This window comes from Castellaniella sp. (assembly GCF_034675845.1).
Lineage (GTDB): Bacteria > Pseudomonadota > Gammaproteobacteria > Burkholderiales > Burkholderiaceae_B > Castellaniella.
The window spans coordinates 349,788-369,570 of the sequence record NZ_JAUCCU010000002.1 but is presented as its reverse complement, the minus strand read 5'-3'; the positions used below and the strand labels follow the sequence as shown (position 1 = coordinate 369,570).

18 protein-coding genes, 1 tRNA gene and 2 pseudogenes are annotated in these 19,783 nt (G+C 58.8%); 3 read left to right on the top strand and 18 right to left on the bottom strand.

The genetic code is table 11. From position 1 onward, the window contains the following. Positions 1 to 169 precede the first annotated feature (169 nt). Entirely contained in the window at positions 170 to 685 is a 516-nt protein-coding gene (locus tag VDP81_RS15395) for an EcsC family protein (RefSeq protein ID WP_416233258.1), read from the bottom strand. Then, a complete protein-coding gene (locus VDP81_RS15390) occupies positions 618 to 977 on the bottom strand; it encodes a hypothetical protein (protein WP_416233257.1) in 360 nt (119 codons plus the stop codon). The genes VDP81_RS15395 and VDP81_RS15390 overlap by 68 nt, the downstream gene beginning before the upstream one ends. Before the next feature lie 147 nt (positions 978 to 1,124). On the opposite strand from VDP81_RS15390, the gene VDP81_RS13290 reads away from it, so the two are divergent. Next, on the top strand, positions 1,125 to 1,877 hold the full coding sequence (locus VDP81_RS13290) for a hypothetical protein (RefSeq protein ID WP_323012583.1): 753 nt from the start codon (positions 1,125 to 1,127) through the stop codon (positions 1,875 to 1,877). Between the two features lie 4 nt (positions 1,878 to 1,881). Here the strand turns inward: VDP81_RS13290 and VDP81_RS15385 are convergent, their stop codons facing one another. The 12 genes and pseudogenes from VDP81_RS15385 to scpB all read right to left on the bottom strand — a co-directional run. Beyond that, positions 1,882 to 2,289: a GNAT family N-acetyltransferase gene (locus VDP81_RS15385; protein ID WP_322997399.1), complete on the bottom strand. Its 408-nt coding sequence runs from the start codon at positions 2,287 to 2,289 to the stop codon at positions 1,882 to 1,884. A gap of 12 nt (positions 2,290 to 2,301) precedes the next feature. Beyond that, positions 2,302 to 2,931, bottom strand: a pseudogene (locus VDP81_RS15380) (YqiA/YcfP family alpha/beta fold hydrolase); the annotation flags it as partial. Positions 2,932 to 3,034: 103 nt separating this feature from the next. Next, a complete protein-coding gene (locus VDP81_RS13280) occupies positions 3,035 to 4,300 on the bottom strand; it encodes a hypothetical protein (RefSeq protein WP_323012582.1) in 1,266 nt (421 codons plus the stop codon). A gap of 113 nt (positions 4,301 to 4,413) precedes the next feature. Continuing rightward, the gene (locus VDP81_RS13275) at positions 4,414 to 4,869 is read right to left on the bottom strand and encodes an ACT domain-containing protein (protein ID WP_323012581.1); all 456 of its coding nucleotides are present in this window, start codon (positions 4,867 to 4,869) and stop codon (positions 4,414 to 4,416) included. A gap of 170 nt (positions 4,870 to 5,039) precedes the next feature. Further along, a complete protein-coding gene (typA, locus tag VDP81_RS13270; protein WP_323012580.1) occupies positions 5,040 to 6,860 on the bottom strand; it encodes a translational GTPase TypA in 1,821 nt (606 codons plus the stop codon). After that, entirely contained in the window at positions 6,857 to 7,615 is a 759-nt protein-coding gene (gene truB / locus VDP81_RS13265; RefSeq protein ID WP_322997315.1) for a tRNA pseudouridine(55) synthase TruB, read from the bottom strand. The genes typA and truB overlap by 4 nt, the downstream gene beginning before the upstream one ends. A gap of 38 nt (positions 7,616 to 7,653) precedes the next feature. After that, the gene (gene rbfA / locus VDP81_RS13260; RefSeq protein WP_323012579.1) at positions 7,654 to 8,064 is read right to left on the bottom strand and encodes a 30S ribosome-binding factor RbfA; all 411 of its coding nucleotides are present in this window, start codon (positions 8,062 to 8,064) and stop codon (positions 7,654 to 7,656) included. 17 nt (positions 8,065 to 8,081) lie between these two features. Continuing rightward, entirely contained in the window at positions 8,082 to 11,039 is a 2,958-nt protein-coding gene (gene infB / locus VDP81_RS13255) for a translation initiation factor IF-2 (RefSeq protein ID WP_322997313.1), read from the bottom strand. 54 nt (positions 11,040 to 11,093) lie between these two features. Next, positions 11,094 to 12,578, bottom strand: coding sequence for a transcription termination factor NusA (nusA, locus tag VDP81_RS13250; RefSeq protein ID WP_322997312.1), 1,485 nt, complete (start codon positions 12,576 to 12,578; stop codon positions 11,094 to 11,096). After that, complete coding sequence (rimP, locus tag VDP81_RS13245) at positions 12,575 to 13,045, bottom strand: ribosome maturation factor RimP (protein WP_322997311.1); 471 nt, start codon at positions 13,043 to 13,045, stop codon at positions 12,575 to 12,577. The genes nusA and rimP overlap by 4 nt, the downstream gene beginning before the upstream one ends. Before the next feature lie 213 nt (positions 13,046 to 13,258). Next, positions 13,259 to 14,857: a 23S rRNA pseudouridine(2605) synthase RluB gene (gene rluB / locus VDP81_RS13240; protein ID WP_323012578.1), complete on the bottom strand. Its 1,599-nt coding sequence runs from the start codon at positions 14,855 to 14,857 to the stop codon at positions 13,259 to 13,261. Positions 14,858 to 14,873: 16 nt separating this feature from the next. Further along, positions 14,874 to 15,527, bottom strand: a pseudogene (scpB, locus tag VDP81_RS13235) (SMC-Scp complex subunit ScpB); the annotation flags it as partial. A gap of 68 nt (positions 15,528 to 15,595) precedes the next feature. Here scpB and VDP81_RS13230 point away from each other — a divergent pair. Further along, positions 15,596 to 15,672 (top strand) — tRNA-Met (locus tag VDP81_RS13230). An 82-nt stretch (positions 15,673 to 15,754) separates the two neighbouring features. Here the strand turns inward: VDP81_RS13230 and VDP81_RS13225 are convergent. Genes VDP81_RS13225 through VDP81_RS13215 form a run of 3 tightly spaced genes read right to left on the bottom strand, consistent with a single transcriptional unit; the run spans position 15,755 to position 17,539 of the window. Continuing rightward, on the bottom strand, positions 15,755 to 16,132 hold the full coding sequence (locus VDP81_RS13225; protein WP_322997309.1) for a CrcB family protein: 378 nt from the start codon (positions 16,130 to 16,132) through the stop codon (positions 15,755 to 15,757). Between the two features lie 14 nt (positions 16,133 to 16,146). Continuing rightward, entirely contained in the window at positions 16,147 to 16,554 is a 408-nt protein-coding gene (gene crcB / locus VDP81_RS13220) for a fluoride efflux transporter CrcB (protein ID WP_322997308.1), read from the bottom strand. Next, the gene (locus VDP81_RS13215; protein ID WP_323012577.1) at positions 16,547 to 17,539 is read right to left on the bottom strand and encodes an urea transporter; all 993 of its coding nucleotides are present in this window, start codon (positions 17,537 to 17,539) and stop codon (positions 16,547 to 16,549) included. Before VDP81_RS13215 ends, crcB begins: the two co-directional genes overlap by 8 nt. A 247-nt stretch (positions 17,540 to 17,786) precedes the next feature. Here VDP81_RS13215 and VDP81_RS13210 point away from each other — a divergent pair, with 247 nt between their 5' ends. Next, entirely contained in the window at positions 17,787 to 18,638 is an 852-nt protein-coding gene (locus VDP81_RS13210; RefSeq protein WP_323012576.1) for a helix-turn-helix transcriptional regulator, read from the top strand. Positions 18,639 to 18,658: 20 nt separating this feature from the next. Here VDP81_RS13210 and VDP81_RS13205 read toward each other — a convergent pair whose 3' ends face one another. Next, the gene (locus VDP81_RS13205; protein WP_322997305.1) at positions 18,659 to 19,756 is read right to left on the bottom strand and encodes a ribonucleotide-diphosphate reductase subunit beta; all 1,098 of its coding nucleotides are present in this window, start codon (positions 19,754 to 19,756) and stop codon (positions 18,659 to 18,661) included. Between the last annotated feature and the right edge of the window lie 27 nt (positions 19,757 to 19,783).

The following is a 19,783-nucleotide window of genomic DNA, read 5'->3' as shown; positions in this document are numbered from 1 at the left end:
TACCTTGCTCTGCCCCCAGTGCGGCCACCGCGAAACCCACTTCCCGGCCAGCGACGTGCTGCATATGTCGCTCAACTGTCCCCGCTGCAAAGATCAGCAGATGGATATGCAGTCAGCCAGCACGTGGGATCAGTTGCGCAGCGTGCTGACTGGGCGTACACGGTAATGATCAACGCGACTGATCCGCAGACAATCCCGCGTAAGCCTGTTCAACGGCTTCCTGTCCATACACGGATTCCAGCCGTCGGATAATAAAATGGCCACGCGCCATATCCTGAAAATGGTCGATGAATAAGGTATTGATCAGCGCCCCGCCCGCCGCACCAATAGCAGGCACGGCCTGGGCGGCGGCTTTTTCGGTGATCTGAATGCCAAAGCGCTCGGCAATCATGCTGACCAAGCGGGCCATGGCTGGCGGGGCGGCTTTTTCCAGCATGACTTTGCCGCCTGCATATTCCACCGCCTGGCTGACTGCCTGGGCCAATAGGGCACGGACGGCATAGTAGCCGCTTTCAGTTGCGTCATCGCTGGCCTGATTGCCCCCCAACGCAAAGACCTCCAGGCAGGCCAGCCGAGTCTGGGGATTATCCAGGTGCTCGCCCTCGCTGCGGGCAATATCAGCGATGGAGCGCATCATCAAGGTCGTGGAAATCGGCAGTTCCACCGCCAGGCCTGGCGAAGCCAAAAAAGCCCCCTACACCCCCGGTCACCGCTACGCCCACCTTGTGCCAAAGGTTGGAGCTTTCCTTTCCCGGTTGCTTGTCCAGCGTAAACAAGGCTGTGTCGGCTGCCTTCATCAAGGCAATCCGAGTGACGTCGCCAATGGTCTTGTGCCAGCCGTTGGGCAGGTAGCGCAGGCCTTTTTCGATGGGTGAGCCCAGCGTGCCGGTCAGTCTTGCCGTCAGGCCGGGGTTTTCCAGCAGCGCGTGGGCGCGGCGCAGGGCATCGAGGTCTGCCTCCGAGAAGCGTACATCCATGGTGTGTTCCTGTATGGGTTGAATGAAAGCGTAGACACCAGGTCGTGCTTGATTTTATACAGAGTATTAAGCGCAGAGCGCGACAAACTATGCCGCTATCAAAAACCAGGCTAATCTGCAGACCAATGCCGCTACAATGCCGCCATCATGTCAGACCAATACATTCCTCCTGTCGATCCTCTGGCCACCCTGGTTGCCGCTGCCGAACAGGCTCATGGCGCCCACTTGGCCCAAGAGCTGTTTACCCAAGTCTTCCGGGATGCCGCAGACGGCCAGGGGCTGTCGCCCGCCGTCGAAGCACAGCTGAAGCCATGCCTGGAATGGGTACATCAGGCCAGTGATCTGGATGCCCAGGCCTTGCGTCTGGCCCTGCTGCTGACAGGCCTGGATCAATGGGGGCTGGCATTCAGCCAGGCATTCGGCATTACTGCCATGCCGGGGCTGACAGCGCTGATCGGTCAGTTGCGTACCGGTCTGAGTCCTCAGGCAGAGGCCCAGTTTCTACGCCAATTCGAGCAAATCCAGGCAGCCTCTATTCACGCGATCGACTTTAAAATTCATTTGCGCCGCCAAATCCATCTGGCCTTGTGGCATGCCATGGGCAGCGCCGGCACAACCGACGAGGCCAGCCCGATTCTGCAGGCGCTGGGCAGCCAACTGCTGGCCCTGGATCAATCCATGCCGGGCCTGGGCTGGCGGCTGGTGGCCGATACGCTGGCCCATGTCCAGATCCGTCTGTTACAGGATACACAAGCATCCACCCAGGCCCAAGACGGCACTCAACAATTATTGACTGCCTTGCGGCAGGCGCTGCCGGATGAACGCTATCGGCAAATCATGGCGCACGCCACCCAGGCCGTGCTGGCGTGGCAACAGGCGCAGCGACACACCAGTCATTGATTGATTAAAACCGCAACCGCATCAAACGATGCGGAATCCCGGCATCCATAAAGGTCTCGCCTTCTTCCACAAAGCCATGTCGGGCATAAAAAGACCGGGCATGCAGCTGGGCGGCCAGCAGCACCTCGGTATCGCCCCGCTGCCTGGCGGCCTGCACCAGAGCCGTTAATATCTGCGACCCCACCCCATGTCCCCGCCCCGCCTGGCGCACCGCCATCCGGCCGATATGGCCATCGGGCAGCAAGCGCCCTGTTCCCACCGCAGCGCCGGACGCATCATAGGCCACAGCATGCAGGCAGTGCACATCCATGGCGTCCATTTCTTCTTCTGGCGGAACATGCTGTTCCTGCACAAAAACCTCCAGGCGAACCGCAGAGGCCTGCAGCCCCAGCTGATCCCAGCCACCCAGCATGATCTGGCAAGCACTGGCGTCCGCCAACATAAAATCCAGCACGGTTGGGAGCCAGCGCTCGAAATCCGAGATACCGTGGTCGCTGCCTTCGATGATCCGCTGCGGGCTGCCAACAAAACGCGCCTGCATCTCGCGCCAATCCAACACCTCGTCGCCTGTCGCTGCCAGCAAAAAATACCGCTCAGGCTGGGTCAGTGCCTGGATGTCAGCCTCGGCTTGGGCCAGTTCATCCACATACGCAGGCAGGAACTCGAAGGGTTCATCCCCATGGAAGGTGCGATGTGATCCCACCTGCGTGGCAAGGTCGCGCGCGGCATGCACCACGGGATTCAGCAACACCGCCCGGCAAGCCAACTGCTGGGCCAGCCAGGTGGCATAAAACCCGCCCAGTGATGAACCAATCACCACCAGGGGATGTCCGACATTGGCAACGGCCCCCCCGGCTGATCCATCCTGCGCAGGTCCATACCCCTGCTGCGCCACCAGTTCCAAGGCCAAGCGCAGGGCCGCGGCTGGGCTGGCCGGCAACTGTGGGCAGCACCAGCGCTGCGCCAGCCCCCGACGGGCTAGTTCAGCCGCCATGATGCGGGATTTATGGGAGTCCGGAGAAGAACGAAACCCGTGCAGGTACAAAATCATCAGTTCAGGCCTTTACTGAAATACGCTTTTCAAGAATAGCCTGATTGCCGGATTCATGCCTGCTTGATGGCAGCCTGCGCAAATAAATGGAGCCAACCTCTGGTCTCTACGAATTCAAATGATGAATTCTGGCGATGGGCGGTGCAGCCAGGATGGCATCGGCAATCTTGTTATCGATTCTATGGCGAAGTTCGTTGATGGAGGCCGATCCTGACGAACTGCAGAGATTTTTCATATCGGAATTGGCCGGGCCTTCGGCAGGCCGAATGCGTCCACTACGCATGCGTATTACAGCGTCGTTGCAGTAGATGTTTTCGGCATGTTCTGTCCCGCGTACTATCTCGCTGTATACGACGTTTCCGTTGACGAGAACCGTGACTGCGTAGCCGTATTCGATGGATATAGGGCTTCTCGTGAGTCTGTACGAATAAATTGAGCCATCGGGCATTTGCTTGCTGCCCACATGATAGTAGCTGACCTGTCGCCGTGTGTACCGGATGATTTCGGTACGGGGCCGCGCCGATTGTTCGTGATAGCGAAGACGTTCAATCTTGACGATGGTGGTGCCTGTTGAGCCATATGGCAACCATTCCACGCCCCTGATTTTTTCTCTGACCACATCCAGCAGGTCTTCGCGGGCGACTCTGTCTCCGCCTTCGTAGACGAAGGCTGCATGCAACGTCATGCTGGCCAATTTTTTATCCGCATATTGAGGGAATACGGGACTGACAAACTGCAGCATCTCTTGCTTGGTAATGAGCATATCATCCAGCGATCGCTCTATGAGCTTCTTGTGGGCTGCCGGAGTTTTCAGATCGGATGCGTAGGCCATGAGCGCCGCAGTCTGCCGGTTGTTTGTATCCATGGCACTACGCGCAGTCGCTAGCGAGCGTTTGAGAATGATCTCTTTATTCTTGGCGGAATCCAAGCCCAGGCCGGTGAGATTGTCTCTGAGCATGAAGCCAATGGTGCCGTTTGCATTGCTCTGCTGCGCACGGGCAATCAGTTGCTGGCGCAAATCCTGGGCCTCTTGAGGCGAGACATAGCGCAGACGCTCGCCTTGGTCGATGTGGACCAAGGCCTTGGCGACCTGTTCCGGGATGTGCATCTGGTGATTGATGTGGTACACCATGGCCTTGACGTACATATCGCGTCGTTCGGGCTGGTCGGCGAAGAACGCCACGATTTGGGCCTGCTGGCCCGGTGTATCGAGTGCCGAGGCGAGGTAACGGTGCGTACTGTCCAAATCACCGGTCGTCATGCTGACACTGGCTTTCTGCAGCATATTGTATGCGTGCATTTCCGGCGACACGGCGCATCCCGCAAGAAATACAAGGACAGAAGCAATGAACATCTGTATGGCGAATCGCATGGCTGCCCCGATTTACAAATTCAAATTGAATTAAATATTTGATACTTGAATGGCATGCCAAGCCTTTATATCACGGCGATCGGCCTGTGGCTACAACATTTGAACCCTGGCGATTATGTGGTCGGAGCGCCTTCCGTGTGCGGCGGCAGCTTGCCGCAGCCATGCGTCTCAGCCTTGTTTTGCAGTGCCAACAGAGCCGTCAGGGCACGCTGCGCGTCTTTTAACGGCACAAAAATATGGTCATGATGAATGGCGGCAACGACATTGCAACCGATGCCCTGCTCGGCCAGGGCCGCCGCAAACGCAGCAGTGAGGCCAACACCATCAAGTGCAGAGTAGACGGTCAAGGTAATGCGCGCCGTTTGGAGCACGATCTCCAATCCGGCCAGGACTGCACGATTCTTCTCAAGAATGACCGTCACCCCCTCGTCTTCACGGATGACCGCAAAGGCAGCAAGATCCTCAGTTTGACGCCCTTGCGGAAGCCTGGCGTACACATAGATGTCGTCATGCAGCACCGGTGTGCAGAACTGCAGCATTTCCAACAGGTCGCGAACGGGTTCTGGCACGGGCAATTTCCTTTCTGATCGAATCAATATCTGTTTAGCGCACTCAGTATGCGACAATAAAAATCCCCGACGCACAGTCCAGCAGGAGTCATGACGCACAAAAAAGTCCCCGTCATTCATGCAAATAACGGGGACTTTATCAAGTAAACGGGGTCTGACCCCATTTACTCTCAGGCCGATTCACGCATGCTGCGACGGCGCTCGTGTTCCTGCAGGTAGCGCTTGCGCAGACGGATGGATTTCGGCGTGACCTCGACCAGTTCGTCATCCGCAATGAATTCCACGGCATATTCCAGGCTCATGGCGACGGGCGGCACCAAGTCGATATGCTCGTCTTTACCCGATGCCCGCACGTTGGTCAGCTTCTTTTCCTTGATCGGGTTGACCACCAGATCATTGTCACGCGAATGAATGCCAATGATCATGCCTTCATAGACCGGGTCCTGCGGCGACACAAACATCCGGCCGCGCTCCTGCAGTTTCCACAGGGCATAGGCCACTGCCGTGCCGTCATCCTGGCTGATCAGCACGCCATTGCGACGCTCGCCCACGCCACCTTCGCGCAGTGGTGCATAATCGTCAAAAATGTGGCTCATCAGGCCCGTGCCGCGAGTCAGCGTCATGAATTCACCTTGAAAGCCAATCAGGCCACGGGCCGGAATACGGTATTCCAGGCGTGTGCGGCCACGGCCATCAGGCTGCATGTCCTGCAGGTCGCCCTTGCGGCGGCCCAGCTCTTCCATAATGCCGCCCTGGTGCGCATCTTCCACGTCCACCGTCAGCAGCTCGTAGGGCTCGCAGCGCACGCCGTCGATATCCTTGTACATCACGCGGGGACGCGACACAGCCAGCTCGTAGCCTTCGCGGCGCATATTTTCCAGCAGAATCGTCAGGTGCAGTTCACCGCGACCACAGACTTCGAACACGGTATCGTCGTCCGTGTCATTGACGCGCAACGCCACATTGGACTTCAATTCGCGGTCCAGGCGTTCACGCAGTTGGCGGCTGGTGACAAACTTGCCTTCGCGCCCGGCCAGCGGGGACGTGTTCACCATGAAGTTCATGGTCAGGGTGGGCTCATCGATGCGCAGCATGGGCAACGCCTCGGGTGCTTCCGGGTCCATCAGCGTGCAGCCGATGCCGATATCTTCGATGCCGTTGATCAGGACAATATCGCCTGCTTCGGCAGAATCCACCAGCACGCGCTCCAGGCCCTGGAATTTCAACACCTGGTTGATACGACCCTTGAAGCTTTCGCCTTCCGGGCCGAACTTGCCGACCACATCCTGGCCGGCATGCAGGCGGCCGCGATTGACGCGCCCGACCCCGATTTTGCCCACGTAGCTGCTGTAATCCAACGAGATGATCTGCAGTTGCAAGGGGCCATCGGCATCATCCTCACGCTGCGGCACATATTGCAAAACCGCATCGAACAAGGGACGCATATCACCCGAACGCACATCATCCGTCAATCCGGCGTAGCCCGTCAGACCCGATGCATAGATCACCGGGAAATCCAGCTGCTCTTCGGTGGCACCGAGCTTATCAAACAGATCAAAAGTTGCATTGACGACAAAATCCGGACGCGCGCCCGGACGATCAACCTTGTTGACCACGACAATGGGCTTTAAGCCCAAGGCCAGGGCCTTGCGCGTCACGAAGCGCGTCTGGGGCATGGGGCCTTCGACGGCATCCACCAGCAACAATACTCCATCCACCATGGACAGCACGCGCTCGACCTCGCCGCCAAAGTCGGCGTGGCCCGGGGTGTCGATGATGTTGATGTGCGTGCCTTCGTATTCGACCGCGCAGTTCTTGGCCAGAATGGTGATGCCGCGCTCGCGCTCGATGTCACCGGAGTCCATGACCCGTTCGGACACCTGCTGGTTATCACGGAACGTGCCGGACTGCCGCAGCAGCTGGTCAACGAGAGTGGTCTTGCCATGGTCCACGTGGGCGATGATGGCCACGTTACGCAAAGCTCGCTTCATAGGATGTTTTCCTCGGTAGATACACTTGTCGGCCGCAGTCCGGCCGGCAAGGCGTGTAAAGGGATAAGCGCCGAAGCAGGCGAATCCATGGCCTGCAAGGCGTCCAGGGCAACGGCCCGGTCGATTGAAAACGGCCCGACTGCCGTGCGCCGCAAGGCCGACAAATGGCCCAGACAGCCTAACTGGCGACCAATGTCCTGCGCCAGCGTTCGTACATACGTGCCTTTGCTGCAATGCACTAACAGCTGGGCGGTCCGGCCATCGCAGGCCAGCAGATCCAGCGTATGAATCGTGATCTGTCGGGGGGGGCGATCCAGCACAATGCCCTGCCGGGCATATTCATACAAGGGCTTGCCGTCGCGTTTCAGGGCCGACACCATGGGCGGCACCTGTTCGATCTGTCCACGAAACCCGGCCAGCACTGTTTCCAGGGCGTCGGGCTGCACAGCAACAAAATCATCCCCGGCCTGAGCCACGATATGGCCGGTCAGGTCTCCGCTGTCGGTTTCCTCACCAAAGGTGATGGTGGCCTCGTAGACTTTATCGGCCTCCAGCATGGCGGCGGAAATTTTTGTCGCGCGGCCAAAACAGCACACCAGCAAACCTGTGGCAAAAGGGTCCAGCGTGCCGGTATGACCCGCTTTGCGGGCATCGACCGTGCGCTTGGCGCGCTGTAGCGCATGATTGCTCGAGAGGCCTTCGGGCTTGTCCAGCAAGAGGACGCCGTCAAGCAACTGCCCACGTCGGGAAGCCATCGTTCTATCCGTTTTTAAGATAAGTGACGACCGCCCGATCAGGGCTGGCCGTCCGGGTCTTCGAGTTCGGGGATGTCCGAGGCGCCTGCCTGGGGACGATTGGCCCGATCGATGAGCTGAGTGAGTTCGATGCCGCGCGCCAGCTGTACATCGTAAAGAAAGCGCAAGGTCGGCACCGTGTGAATATGCAGCAGCTTGAACAGCTGGGAATGCAGCCAGCCGGCCTTGTCGTTCAGGGCTTTGACAGCGACATCGGGTTCAGCGCCCAGCACGGTGAAATAGACCTTGGCGTGCGCATAGTCGGCGGTCAGATCCACCCCTGTCAGGGTGATCAAGCCGGTCTGCGCCATATCCAGCTCGCGTTGCACCAGACCTGCCAGATCCTTCTGGATCTGGTCGGCCAGGCGAGTATTGCGACCTGGATTTGGTTTGGATTGATGACGACCCATAGTTCAGACCCCCGCGATTACAGCGAGCGGGCGATTTCCTTGATTTCGAAGACTTCGAGTTGATCGCCGATTTCGATGTCGTTATTGCCCCTGAGGGTGATCCCGCAATCAAAGCCGGATTTGACTTCCTTGGCATCGTCCTTGAAGCGGCGCAGAGAGTCCAGCGTACCGGTCCACTGAACCACGTGGTTACGCAGCAAGCGAACCTGGGAATCCCGGCGCACCAAGCCTTCGAGCACCATGCAGCCCGCGATATTGCCAATCTTCGAGACCGAGAAGATTTCTCGAATTTCGACCATGCCGATGATTTCTTCGCGCTTCTCCGGCGCCAACATGCCCGAGAGTGCGTTTTTCACATCATCGATCGCATCGTAGATGATGTTGTAGTAGCGCAGGTCGATCTCGTTGCTTTCGGCGAGCTTTTTGGCGGGCTGGTCGGCACGCACATTGAAGCCGATCACCACGGCGCCCGACGCAATCGCCAGGTTGACGTCGCTTTCAGAGATGCCCCCCACGGCAGCGTGTACGACCTGGACACGGACCTCGTCGGTGGACAATTTAAGCAAGGATTGCACCAGGGCTTCCTGGGAACCTTGCACGTCGGTCTTGACGATGAGCGGCAGTGTACGCACGCCCTCGCCCAGATTATCGAACATGGACTCGAGCTTTGCAGCCTGCTGACGAGCGAGTTTGACGTCGCGGAATTTGCCTTGACGGAACAAGGCGATTTCACGCGCCTTGCGCTCGTCGGTAAGCACCAGGACTTCGTCGCCGGCAGCCGGGACCTCGGCCAGACCCTGGATCTCGACCGGGGTCGAAGGGCCAGCTTCCTGAGTGGATTTACCAGTGTCGTTCAGCATGGCACGGATCTTGCCAAAGGCCACCCCTGCCAGCACGGCGTCGCCGCGATGCAGGGTACCGCTTTGGACCAGAATGGTGGCGACAGGGCCACGGCCCTTGTCCAGGCGCGCTTCGATGACAACGCCCTTGGCTGGTGCATCCACCTGCGCCTTGAGTTCCAGGATCTCGGCCTGCAGCAGCACGTTTTCGAGCAGATCGTCAATGCCCTGGCCGGTCTTGGCCGACACGGAAATAAAGGGCACATCGCCACCGTATTCCTCGGGCACGACCTGCTCGGCGACCAGTTCCTGCTTGACACGATCAGGATTGGCTTCGGGTTTGTCGATCTTATTGATGGCGACGACCAGCGGCACATTTGCGGCCTTGGCGTGGTGAATTGCCTCACGGGTCTGGGGCATCACGCCATCGTCGGCTGCCACGACCAGGATGACGATATCGGTTGCCTGCGCACCACGGGCACGCATGGCGGTAAAGGCCTCGTGGCCCGGGGTATCCAGAAAGGCCACCACGCCACGCTCGGTTTTCACGCGATAGGCGCCGATATGCTGGGTGATCCCGCCGGCTTCGCCGGTGGCAACCTTGGTGCGGCGGATGTAATCCAGCAGCGAGGTCTTGCCGTGGTCGACGTGACCCATGACGGTGACGACCGGAGCACGCGGCAAGGCGATGGCCTCGGTGGCTTCGGTGTCGGCCAGGAAGGCTTCCGGATCGTCCAGCTTTGCAGCAATGGCGGTATGGCCCAGTTCTTCGACCACAATCATGGCCGTTTCCTGATCCAGGATCTGGTTGATGGTGACCATCTGGCCAAGCTTCATCAGGTGCTTGATGACCTCGGCGGCCTTGACGGCCATTTTATGGGCCAGATCGGCCACGGAAATGGTTTCCGGGACGTGAACCTCGCGAGCGATGAATTCTGCCTGCTGGGGTTCTTGATGGTAGTCGGCCTGACGTCGATTCTTGCCCCGACCACCCTTGCCACGACCTGACTTGCTGCCGGCGCGCCAGGCATCCTTGCCTGCGCCTGCCGACAAGGTATCGGCCTTGGAGGGTTTCTTGCGGCTGTCGTTGGACCAGGTAGACGAGACGTCTGCGGCCTTGATGACCTTTTTGCCTTCGGACTCTTTTTTGACGGTGGTCTTGCCTGCTGGCTTATGCAGCGTCTTCGCGGCTTCTTCGGGCTCGGGCGCGCGCAGGACCTTGCGCGGCTGGCGCATCATTTCGCGCAGCGCGGCGGCCTCGGCCTCGGCGGCCTTGCGGGCGCTTTCGCGGTCGGGGTCCGCAGGCGCACGGCGGGCCTTGCCCGGCGTGGCTGCGGGGGCTGCCACGGGAGCAGCGGAAGATTCAGGGCGCACGCTGGGTTTGGAATCGGATTTGGCATCCGACTGCGAGCGGGGAGAGTGGCTAGAAGACGCCTGGCCGACAGATGAGTGTGGCTTGGCAACAGGGGTGTCGATCACGATGTCCTGCTTGATTTCCTTGGTTTCAGTGGGGGCAGCCTCAGGCGCCGCGACGGGCTGCTGTGCAGAAGCGGCTGGTTCTGCCACAGGGGCAGCGGCGGCTTCGGCTAGCTGGGGTGCTTCTGCAATAGATGCTGCAAGAGGGGCGGTCGGCTCAGGCGACTGGCTGGCGACCACAGGTGCTGGCGATGTTTCTGCAGGTGTAGGCTGAGGGGTCGACAGGACTGGAGTCGGTTCTGCCTGAACCGCTACAACATCGGGCGCAGTCGGTTGAACCGCAGGTGCGACCGGCGCCGGGCTGGCGTCAGGCACCGAGGTCGGCGCAGCCGCTTCGGCCCGGGCAGTCTCCAACACTTCAGGACGATCGCGTTTGACCAGGACACGTTTCTTGCGTACCTCGACCTGGATGGTGCGTGACCGACCCGAGCCATCAGCCTGACGGATCTCGGAGGTCTTGCGGCGGGTCAGGACGACCTTTTTGCCAGAGTCGGTGCCATGCGAACGCCGCAAGGACTCCAGCAAGGCGCCTTTGTCCGCTTCGGTCACGTCCGCGTTCACCGAGTCGAGCTGGACGCCAGCCGAGCGGAAATGATCCAGCAGGACGTTGGCAGGCATATTCAGTTCTTCGGCGAATTGGGCGACGGTGTTACTCGGCATTCGACTCTCTCTTTGACTACGTTAATGGGGCGAGGGGCAGGAAACGACAGGGGCTTAGGCCTTATCGTCTTCGAACCAGTGCGCCCGCGCCTGCATGATCATGTCGCTGGCGGTGTCTTCGGGCAGACCCGTGATTTCTGCCAGTTCGTCAGCGGCCAGTTCGGCCAGATCATCCAGGGTGGTGATGTTGTTTTCTGCTAATTTAGCCACCAGAACAGCATCCATCCCCTTGATCTCCAATAGATCCTGGGCGGTCTGGACACGCTCTTCCTGGGCAATGGCCTCGGTTAGCAGGGCGTTACGCGCACGCGTGCGCAGTTCGTTGACGGTATCCTCATCGAAGGCTTCGATGTCCAGCAATTCCTGCATGGGCACATAAGCGACTTCTTCAAGACCGGTAAAACCCTCATCGATCAGGATGTCGGCGACCTCTTCGTCCACATCCAGCCGCGTCACAAAAGCATGACGCAAGGTAGTGCGCTCGGCATCCTGGCGATCCTGGCTTTCTTCAGGGGTCATGATGTTGATCTGCCAGCCGGTGAGTTCGGAAGCCAGACGGACGTTTTGACCGCGTGCACCAATGGCCTTCGGGAGGTTTTCCTCGTCGACCACCACATCCATGGCGTGCTTTTCCTCGTCGACCAGAATCGACTCGACGTGGGCCGGAGCCAACGCGCCAATGACAAATTCGGCAGGATCATCGGCCCACAGCACGATATCGACCTGTTCGCCGCCCAGTTCATTGCGCACTGCCGTGACACGCGAACCGCGCATACCGACGCACGTTCCGATGGGATCAATACGCTTATCGTACGCCACGACGGCGATTTTGGCACGCACGCCGGGATCACGGGCAGCCGCCTTGATTTCGAGCAGGCCTTGTTCGATTTCCGGCACTTCGTTATCGAAGAGCTCGCGAATGAAATCGGGCGAAGTGCGCGACAGAATAACCTGCTGGCCACGGGCCGCATGGTCGATCTTGAGAACCCAGGCACGCACACGATCACCCGCCCGGATGTTTTCCTTCGGAATCATTTCCGTACGCGGCAAACGGGCTTCGACGCGGCCGATTTCGATGATTGCATCGCCTTTATCCAGGCGCTTTACGGTCCCTGAGATAATCGTCTCGCCACGATCCAGGAAGTCATTGAGCACCTGTTCGCGCTCAGCGTCACGGATCTTTTGCAGGATGGCCTGTTTGGCCGCCTGTGCGCCGATACGCCCGAACTCGATGGGTTCTAGTGGTTCCTCGATGTACTCACCGACTTCGATGCCTGGCACGATATCCTGGGCGTCGGTCAAGAGTTCCTGGGCATCGGGTTCCTGGAGGCCGGCCTCGTCGGGCACGATCAGCCAGCGCCGAAAGCCTTCGTGTTCGCCGGTTTGGCGGTCGATGGCCACGCGAATATCCACGTCTTCCTTGAAGCGTTTTTTCATGGCTGAAGCCAGCGCGCCCTCGAGCGCACCAAACACCACATCGCGTTCGACGTTTTTTTCACGCGCCAGGGCGTCGACCAATAGAAGAATTTCGCGACTCATCGCTTCTTACCTTTGAAATCGAGAACAGGATCCAGGTGAGCCCGGTCCACATCGTCAAAAGAAAACGGCAGCGTCTGTGGCTGCCCTGTCTGATCTTCGTATACCAGACTGAGGACGGGGGATTCGGTGCCTTCAACCTGCAAAATACCGGAGAAGGCCTTGCGCGACTGGACGGGCTCTCGGAGACGAATCTCGATGCGCTGACCTGCAAAACGGACATAATCCGCCAAGCGACGCAAAGGCCGATCCACCCCGGGAGAACTGACTTCCAGGCGCTTGTAGTCGATATTCTCGACCTCGAATGCGTGCGACAGCTGGTGCGAAACCTGTTCGCAATCCTCGATGCGCACCCCATCGGGGCGATCAATCGTGACGCGCAACAGCCCCAAGGGCGCACGTTCCACATCGACCAGCTCTACATCGAACCCCAACAATGCCTGCTGGGTGACTGCAAAAATATCCGCCATAAAATCCAAAAAAAAGGGGCTGTCCAGCAGCCCTCGGTAGGCCTTGGGGGAACAACCCCAAGACAATCTGAAGAATCGCCGAAAACCCGCACACAGCACCAGGCAACAAAACGCTGCCTAAACGCAATGCAGGTATCCAGTGGGCACAGCACAATACGCTGTAAAGCCTTAGATTATAACAGCATTTGCTATCGCCATCAGGCTTTTTATGCCTTAACGGCCACGACTCACCCGAGCCAACTGGGATTCATGCGCATGCGCACCCTGCGGCTGGCGTTCGTTACCGCCTTGCCCACGCGGCTTCGGCGTGCGATTGGCAGGCTTTTTTGTCTGCGGCTTCGCGGATTTCGGGGGCCTGGGGGCTTTAGGCTGGGCAGTGTCGGCAGCGACCTGCGAGGTCGGTGCCTTGGGCTTATGGGTTTTGGGCTTGTGGACTTTTCCCTGAGGTGCTGTGTTGTTTTTAGGCGCACCGGGTTTTTTCTGTCCCGCAGAGGCGGGCCGTGGGGGTTTTGTCGAATATGGTTTTTTATGGCCCTGAGACTTATGCCCGCCCTCCTCCATGCCCCGACCCGCATCCGGATGCCCATTGGCCAGGCCGCCACTGATCAGCAAACCAGTCGTGAAGGGATCAATCGAGGACTGACGACCACCCGACAAACGTCCGCGACGATTGAAGCGAGCACCATTCTGACCATTTTGGCCTGGCGTGCCAAAGCCAGGCGGCAAGGCGCTGGCGTGCGACATGGGTTGGAGTTCAGCCTGCCCATCAGCGTCGTCATCGCCCACGCGGATCAGGCCCAGGTGCACCATCAGGCCACCGACCAGTTGATCTTCGAGTTCATCCCAACGGCCGCGGCGCAGATTCGAGGGCAAAATGACCTCGCCAAAACGGGTGCGGATCAACCGGCTGACCGTGACCCCAGCAGCCTCGAACATGCGCCGGACTTCGCGATTGCGGCCCTCGGAGAGCGTGACCCGATACCAGCGATTGCTGCCCTCGCCCCCAATATATGCCAGGGAATTGAACTGAGCCTGACCGTCCTCAAGTTGAATGCCGCCCGTGAGCTCGGCTTGTTTTTCTTCGGTAAGCTCACCCAGCACACGCACTGCGTATTCGCGCTCGGCACCGTATCGCGGATGCGACAGACGGTTGGCGAGTTCGCCCGAAGTCGTGAAGATCAGCAGGCCCTCGGTGTTCAGATCCAGACGCCCGATCGACAGCCACTTGCCGGCGCGAAGGCGCGGCAGACGCGCAAACACCGTGGCACGGCCACCGGGGTCGTCATGGCTGACGATTTCGCCGGCGGGCTTATGGTAAAGAATGACGCGGGGCAGCTTATCCACCCGAGGACGCGATACCAACTTGCCATTGACGCGAACCTTGTCGTTGGGCCCGACACGTTGACCGACGTGCGCAGGCTCGCCATTGACGGACACCCGGCCCGCCACGATCAGATCTTCCATATCGCGACGCGAACCCACCCCGGCCTCGGCCAGGACCTTGTGCAGCTTTGGCATCAAGGCATCATTGCGCAGATAGGTATCCAGCCGCTGAGCAGTCTGCGTGTCATTCAGGTAGGACAAGGCACGATCGGCTTCTTCGGCAGTGCCTGCGTCCAGCCCAGGCGCCTGCTCGGCAGCGGCTGGCGCATCAGACTGAGCCTGAGCATCGCCGCGGCGGCGGCGAAAGGGAGTGCGGAGCTTACGCCCGCTGCGTGGCCGACCTGCTGCTGCACGGTCTTCAGGCTGGGTCTGTGACTTAGTGGCTTTCTCGGGAGCCGCTTGTTTTGTCACTTCGAGTTCTGCTGTCATGGGGTTCGGTGGCTCCTTGAGATTCCGATATTGAATAGAGGGTTTCGCCAAAGGCAACGGGCGCGGCGGCATCAGCGTCTGTCCGAGTTTCCGCATCAGAGGGTCGGACGGCGTCGGCAGTTTCCACCAACGGCAAGGTTCCCAGGACATGCTCGGCCGCCTCAGGCTCCAGATCAGGCAATTCGTCCAGCGCCCGCAGCCCCAGATCATCCAGAAAACGGCGCGTCGTGCCCAATAAGGCAGGCCGTCCCGGCGCATCCCGATACCCCAAGGTATCCACCCAACCGCGGTCTTCAAGGGTACGAATGATCTGTGCCGATACCGTCACCCCGCGGATATCCTCGATGTCACCACGAGTGACCGGCTGACGCCAGGCAATAATGGCCAGGGTTTCGAGCAAAGCACGAGAATAACGAGAGGGCTTTTCGGGATTAAGACGCCCAAGGTAACGCTGCATGTCGGGACGGCTTTGAAAACGCCAGCCACCGGCCAATTGCACCAGTTGCAGACCGCGCTCCTGCCAATCCAGCTGCAAGGCAGCCAAGTGGCGACGCAGGTCGTCTCCGGAAATCATGTCTTCAAACAAACTGCGCATCTGCGCCAAGGACAAAGGTGCATCCGCACACAACAAGGCGGTTTCTAACACCCGCAGGATTTCCGCTTCCGTCATTTTATCGTGAACTCCAAAGCTTTGCTTGCATTATTTTTACAGATTATGCTATAGTTCAGTTCTTCAGACGCGGGGTGGAGCAGTCTGGTAGCTCGTCGGGCTCATAACCCGAAGGTCATAGGTTCAAATCCTATCCCCGCAACCAGTTTAGAACAGGCCGGATTTCAAACGAAATCCGGCCTGTTTTGCGTTGTAGGCCGGAAAAACAGTTTCTTTGCAATGTGGCTTTAACCCCGGTCTTTGCCTAGCCTGCCACCCGCCAGCATCGCCAGATAGCCCAGCGCCAGGCTGATCAGCACATAAGCAACCGCGATCAACAGGCCCATGGAAGACCCGGACATCAGCACGACCGGGCCATAGGCAAAGCTGGAAAACGTAGATAGCCCGCCCGTCACGCCAGTCGCCATGAACAGATAGAACTGATCGCCGATCCTGCCCTGCGCCCGCGCAGCAGCCACCAGCCCCAGCAGCAGGCACGCCAGCAGATTGGCCAGCAAGATATCCAGCGGAAAACCACCCAGCCCAGTCGGACTGAAACGCATGAAAAGCTCACGCACGACGGCCCCTATTCCCCCGCCAATAAACACCAATAAAGCCAATTTCATGGGTTTCTCCGTCATCAATACGCCAACAAAGCACCCAGCCAGGCAGCCATCAGCCCCAGCACGACCGACGCAGCCAGATACGCCTGTGCCAGCTTGCGTTGGTTGCCGCCGTTTAACTTCAGCACATCCAGCATCAGGGTGCTGAATGTCGTATATCCGCCCAGCACACCGGTCAGGATGGCGGTATTCAGGGCGTCGCCAGCGCGATCTTGCCAGGACACGGCAAAATAAATACTGAGATAACCAAAGACAAAGGCCCCGCTGATATTGACCAAAAAAGTAGCCAGCGGAAAATTGCCTTGGTAGCGCTCACCGACCAATTTCCCCACCTGCCAGCGCAGGAGTGACCCAAAGCCCCCGCCCAGCCCCACCCAAAGCATGCCCGTGAGGCCCATGTCCTGGAGGTGTTTGGGATCAAGCATGAGGCGATGTTTTGTGCATGGAGTCGGTTCCGCCCACAGCCAGGAAAAAAATGGGTTTAGCAGCCACAAACAAGTACATGACCAGCACATAAGGCGCAGTCAACACGGGCAGCCCGATCGGCGCCATCAGCACATTGAAGGCGGCCTGAACGCAGACGGTGGCCACTGTCGCCAATAAAGCATAGGCCGCCACCCGAACAGAGGTGCGCAAAAAAACCACCCCGACCGCCATGGCAGTCAGTACCGGACTAAAGCCATATAAGCCCCGCATGACCATCACAGGGTCCAGCTGCAGTGCAAGCGCACAAACCATGGCGACTGCAGAACCTGCCGCTGCCGCCACCGCAGCACGCCACGAGGCAAACACGATGCCCAGCAGGATAATGGCGCCGCTGACCGCGCTCTCCAACAGGAAAACCTGGGCAATATTGCGAAAAAATATCTGCAGCAGCTCGTCTGCAGCGGGAATCGGCGCAACCCCGCCCAAATAGGCGCTGGCGGGATGCCCAGGCAGGAGAACTACAGAAGCGGCGTTGGGCGGCCCCACCGCACCAATCCCTGCCAGCATCAACCAGGCGATCAGCACAAAAGGCCCGGTAGAACCCGGAATCCCCCGGGTTTTAGTGAGCACTGCAGCAAATGCCCCCGTCGCCACGGTGCTGACGGCGGCCCCCAGGGCAATAGAAAACCAGAGCGAGGGCGAGGGTGCCACAAAAGTCGCCAAGGCCAAGCCAGTCAGCATGCCATTGAAGCCATACAAGCCCGACCGAGTCGCCGCCTGATCATGGTTCAACCACAAAGCCGCCAAGGTGGCTACCACCAAGCCAAAAACCGCGCCTGCTGTCGTCGACCACTGGGCAGTCTCGTGTGATGCATACGCAATGGCAACAATAAACAAGCAGCCTGCCAGCGCACTTTCCATGAAGAAGACCTGTCCCGCGCCACGCAGACAGACCGTGACTACATCATTGCTTTTTGCTTTCATGCCCATTCGATAGGATCAGGATAATCCGCCATCACCACCATGCGGTGTGGCCTGATGGAGGATATGCCGCCACTGTCCGTAATTTACCCCAAAAAAAAGGACCAACCAGAACACCTGGCTGGCATCATGTAGATATCCAACACAGATATTCCGGCGGTCCGGGGCTCTCAGGACGTAGAATAAACAGCTCTGGGACTTATGTTTAGCGGCAATAAACCATGAAGTATCTTCGAACGGACATCGCAGGATGACGAATAAGCTGTCCAAAGCACCGGCCACAGCACGCATTCCGGGTCACGCGCCCATTATTCAGCGTGGCTTTTTAAACGCGCTGCCCCGCCCTCTGTATGGTCATATCGACAGCCAGTCCAATATGATCATTCCACGTCCGCACCAACATCGCTGGGCCCAGCTGTCCTATGCCATTCGTGGACACTTGCAGGTCGTCACGGCGCAGGCGCGTTTCATCGCCCTGCCTCAGCGCGCGGTATGGATTCCGGCAGGGATACGCCATCGGGTCCATGAGTCCCCCTATACGGTCATTCGCAGCCTATACATAGACGGAGAAGCGCTGGGCCTGGATTGGCCGGACTGCCGTGTGCTGGTGATCCGACCGCTGCTGCAGGAACTGATCCGGGTCTTCAGCACGATTCCGATTGAATACCAGCTGGACGGCCCGGATGGGCGCCTGGCTCAGGTGCTGGCGGATCAGATCGCAGTATGCCGACAGGCTGGCCTGGTGCTGCCTTGGCCATCGGACAAGCGCCTGCAGGCCTTGTGCCGCCAACAGCATCAGCATCCGGATACAGCCCCAGGCCTGGCCCAGTATGGCCATCAGATTGGCCTGTCGGAAAAAACCCTGACGCGTTTGTTCCAGCAACAGACAGGGCTGGGATTCAGGCTGTGGCGCCAACGCGCCCGGCTGGTGCATGCCCTGCCCCTGCTGGAGCAAGGCATGCGGACCACGGATGTGGCGCTGGCCTGCGGCTATGAAAGCCTGTCGTCGTTTATCGCAGCCTTCAGGGAACACACGGGTGAAACCCCGCGCGAGTTTTCACTGCGCAGCCAACAGGCGGATATAGAACCCGAGGCATATTGAACGCGCCAGCAAAAGCCTGATTAGAACTCGTCGTCGAAAACCACGCCCTCGTCGGTACGGCGCATGACGCCGACCTTATAGGCAGCAATATCCTGTTCTTGGGGAGAAGCCTGGGTTTTGCTGATGTTAAGCCATTTTTCCATGTACTTAAGCGGGTTTGACGAGGGAAATTCATAGCGATCCGTATGAATACCCAGGGTGTTGTAGACATCCTTGGCGCAATACAGTGTCCAGGCCGCCAGGCGGTCGCTATTCATGCCGACCAGTTCGCGGCCCTCGGAGAATAGATAATGAATCCAGTCGAGTTCGCTGTCGACGACCTCGGCGATCAACTGCTCGATTTCGAGGCGGCATTGGGCAAAGGCCTGCTGGCCGCGGGCGGTAGCCAGTTCGTTTTTCAGGACGGCGCGGTCGAGTTCAGCATGGATTTCGAGTTCGTCCTGGGCGATTTTCTGGATGGCCTTGCCGATGGGCTGGAACATGCCCGTGTCGCAAATGGCGAAGGTGACGGCAAACGATGCCATGAACTGGATGCGCTCCATGCAAAACAGCGCCACCACCATCATGAACAGGGCGTTATAGGTGTCTTGATTATTGTCGATCTGACCCAGGGCGTATTGATGCGAGGCCTCGTAGCCATCGGCAAAGGCCTTGACCACGCAGGCCAGGCGATCGTGGGCCTCGCGCACGCTGAGAATCTCGTCGATGATGGCGGAAGGATCGTCAAAGGAATTGCGCACGATTTCCGAGTAGGTCGCAGCGTGCACGACCTCGTTGTCGGAAATCCGCTGCCAGGCGGCCCAGAGTTCGGAGGATGTGATGAAGGGAGCCAGTACCGGGGCAATGGCACGCGAGGCCACGCTATCGGCTTCCCACTGCCAGGCCAGCGTCTTGACCATCATGTCATAGGTGGCACGCGGGCAGTTCTTGAAATCCGCATTGCAAGAAGAATAGTCGAATTCGTTCTCGTCCCAGTCCAGGGATTTCTGGGTTTTATAAAGCGCCCAAATATCTGGATAGTGCCGATTGATGGTATCGAACAGACCTTGTTTTTCGCCTAGAAAAAGCAAGGGTTTCTCGTAGTCTTGTTTTTGATAGTTGAAAACGTTTTCTGACATGATGTGAATATCCGTACAGTGTGAAGT